Raw genomic sequence first — 2,481 nt, 5'->3', positions numbered from 1 at the left:
CTGTCGGAAGTGGTGTTGTCCATATTTTGAAAGAACATTATCAAAAGATTGCTCTTGATACAGGATATGAAGTAAAGGTAAAGACAGTCGTTGTACGTGATTTGGAAAAAGAACGTGATGTTTGCATTGATGGAATCGTAGTAACAAGTAATGTCGATGAAGTTCTAAATGATTCAAATATTGATATTGTAGTAGAGGTCATGGGCGGAATTGAAGAAGCGAAACAACATATTATGAAGGCTTTGCAAAGTAAGAAACATGTCGTAACAGCAAATAAAGATTTAATGGCCGTATACGGTGCGGAGCTTTTGCAATTGGCAAATAAAAATGAATGTGATTTATGTTATGAAGCAAGTGTAGCGGGTGGGATTCCAATATTAAGAGGATTAACAGACGGGCTAGCGTCGGATCAAATTGAAAAAATAATGGGAATTGTAAATGGAACAACAAATTACATGTTAACAAAGATGAGTCAAAATGGATGGTCGTATGAAGAGGCTTTACAGGAGGCACAAAAATTAGGTTTCGCAGAATCCGATCCAACAGCGGATGTAGATGGGCTAGATGCTGCGAGAAAGGTAGCAATTCTTGCTAACTTAGGTTTTTCGATGAATGTTTCTTTAGATGATGTTCAAGTTAGAGGTATTCGAAAGGTTGAAAAAGAAGATTTAGAGATGGCCGAAAAATTAGGATTTACTATGAAATTAATTGGTAAAGCTGAAAAACAAGGATCATCCATTCACTTAAGTGTAGAACCGACTTTATTACCAAGTCATCATCCGCTATCGAATGTGAATAATGAATTCAATGCGGTGTATGTTCACGGTCAAGCAGTAGGAGAAGTGATGTTTTACGGACCTGGAGCTGGGAAGTTACCAACTGGTTCTGCTGTAGTAAGTGACATTATTTCAATCGTTAAAAATATGAATCGAGTTCCGAAAAATAAAAGTGTATTAAAAGAACCGGAGCCGTATGAATTACAAGGAGATGAAGAAGTAGTTTCGAAATACTTTTTGCGTATTTCATTACGAGATGAGCCTGGAATGTTACAAAAAATAACAGAATGTTTCGTTGATTATTCTGTGAGTTTAAAAGAGGTAATTCAATTACCTTTGAATCGTGAGCTTGCAGAAGTCGTTGTTGTGACGCATCGAACTTCAAAATATCAATTCGAACAAGTTTTAGGGGCGATAGAAGATGTCGCAAGTGAAATAAACAGTTACTACATTATTGAGGAGGAAAAACAATATGTATAAAGGACTATTAAAACAGTATGCTTCTTATTTACCAGTGAATGAAAACACACCTGATGTCAGCTTAATGGAAGGAAATACACCCCTTATTCCATTATTAAATATATCAAAACAATTAGGGATTCAGTTATACGGAAAGTATGAAGGAGCGAATCCAACAGGTTCTTTTAAAGATCGTGGTATGGTAATGGCCGTTGCAAAGGCGAAAGAAGAAGGGGCAGAGGCAATCATTTGTGCATCTACAGGTAATACATCGGCATCGGCTGCAGCTTATGCGGCACGCCTCGGGATGAAATGTATTATCGTAATACCAGAAGGGAAAATTGCGCATGGGAAATTAGCGCAAGCAGTTGCTTATGGAGCGGAGATTATTTCAATAGAAGGGAATTTTGATGATGCACTTAGAGCTGTAAGAAATATTGCTGCAGAAGAGCCGATAACATTAGTAAACTCAGTGAATCCTTATCGAATTGAAGGGCAAAAAACAGCGGCATTTGAAATTTGTGACCAGTTGCAAAACGCACCAGATGTTCTAGCTATCCCTGTTGGAAATGCTGGGAATATTACAGCATATTGGAAAGGGTTCTGTGAATACGAGAAAGAAAAAGGCTATAAGAAGCCAAGAATTCACGGTTTTGAAGCGGAAGGGGCAGCTGCAATTGTAAAAGGACATGTAATTGAAGAACCTGAAACAATTGCAACAGCAATACGCATTGGTAACCCAGCGAGTTGGTCATATGCAGTAGAGGCTGCTGAGCAGTCTCGAGGTGAGATAGATATGGTATCAGATGAGGAAATATTACATGCGTATAGATTGCTAGCAAAAACGGAAGGAGTTTTCGCTGAGCCAGGATCAAATGCTTCATTAGCTGGCGTAATGAAACATGTTCAATCTGGAAAAATCAAAAAGGGAGAAACAGTAGTTGCAGTATTAACTGGAAATGGTTTGAAAGATCCTGATATCGCAATTTCTTCTAATAAATTAGATATTGTAAGTGTTTCAAATGATATAGAACAAATTAAAGAACATATAAAAGGGGTGATTATGTCGTGATACCATTGAGAGTACGTGTGCCTGCTAGTACAGCGAATGTTGGACCTGGATTTGATTCTGTTGGAATAGCTTTGTCATTATATTTAGAAGTGAGTGTAAAGGGAGAAGCTGATAAGTGGCAAGTGATACATTCTTTTGACGATTCAATTCCAACAGACGATAAAAATTTAATTG

General features: G+C 37.6%; 2 protein-coding genes and 1 pseudogene. All 3 read left to right on the top strand.

Translation table 11 applies throughout. The features are described 5' to 3' along the window. The coding region (locus tag AC1DTM_RS22765; RefSeq protein ID WP_477000946.1) for a homoserine dehydrogenase at nt 1-1,256 on the top strand (1,256 nt) is incomplete at its 5' end. After that, nucleotides 1,249-2,307: a threonine synthase gene (gene thrC, locus AC1DTM_RS22760; protein ID WP_016104575.1), complete on the top strand. Its 1,059-nt coding sequence runs from the start codon at nt 1,249-1,251 to the stop codon at nt 2,305-2,307. The genes AC1DTM_RS22765 and thrC, both read left to right, overlap by 8 nt. After that, nucleotides 2,304-2,481, top strand: a pseudogene (locus AC1DTM_RS22755) (homoserine kinase); the annotation flags it as partial. The gene thrC and the pseudogene AC1DTM_RS22755, both read left to right, overlap by 4 nt.

It is taken from the genome of Bacillus sp. P4_D3, from assembly GCF_056401855.1.
The sequence above is the reverse complement of the archived record's forward strand: the minus strand, read 5'-3'. Positions and strand labels throughout refer to the sequence as shown.